This window comes from Legionella yabuuchiae (genome assembly GCF_900640115.1).
GTDB lineage: Bacteria > Pseudomonadota > Gammaproteobacteria > Legionellales > Legionellaceae > Legionella_A > Legionella_A yabuuchiae.
Genome location: NZ_CAAAIW010000083.1, coordinates 1 through 425, shown reverse-complemented (window position 1 = coordinate 425; position 425 = coordinate 1). Strand labels below are relative to the sequence as shown.

The following is a 425-nucleotide window of genomic DNA, read 5'->3' as shown; positions in this document are numbered from 1 at the left end:
TCTTCCACCTTATTCACCAGATCTAAATCCAATTGAGAAATGTTGGGCAAATTTAAAAAAGAAAATTAAGAATGAAATTGCTAATTTTGATTCTTTAGCTCAGGCGATTGATCATGCTTTTCAGGGATCGTTTAAATTTTAATTCACTATAACTTCAAATGTTTCACGAAGCTGTTTTATATTTATTCCTGGTTCGGTCCAATCTTCTAACAACACAGCAGCAGCATTATTAATCAAAACATCAACTTGAGTTACTTGGTTAACAAAAGAATCTATTTGTTCTGGCACAGCTAAATTCATAAAATATGTTTTTAAATGCGGATGAGTGCGTATTTCGGCTGATTCGAACGGTGATTACGGTTTTGATCCGAACGGCGATTTCACTGCATTCGAACGCTCGAGTCATAATCAAGAAAGATGATTAT

The 425-nt window shown here is 34.1% G+C and carries 2 protein-coding genes; one reads left to right on the top strand and one right to left on the bottom strand.

Features of this window, described 5'->3' with window-relative positions:
• Window positions 1–142, top strand: a 142-nt coding sequence (locus E1O47_RS12160) for a transposase (RefSeq protein ID WP_207384329.1), incomplete at its 5' end; no start/stop codon positions are given.
• On the opposite strand, the gene E1O47_RS12380 is transcribed toward E1O47_RS12160, so the two are convergent.
• Window positions 139–300: a Rossmann-fold NAD(P)-binding domain-containing protein gene (locus tag E1O47_RS12380; protein WP_165475131.1), complete on the bottom strand. Its 162-nt coding sequence runs from the start codon at window positions 298–300 to the stop codon at window positions 139–141. The two genes, E1O47_RS12160 and E1O47_RS12380, sit on opposite strands and share 4 nt — an antisense overlap.
• Window positions 301–425: the final 125 nt, after the last annotated feature.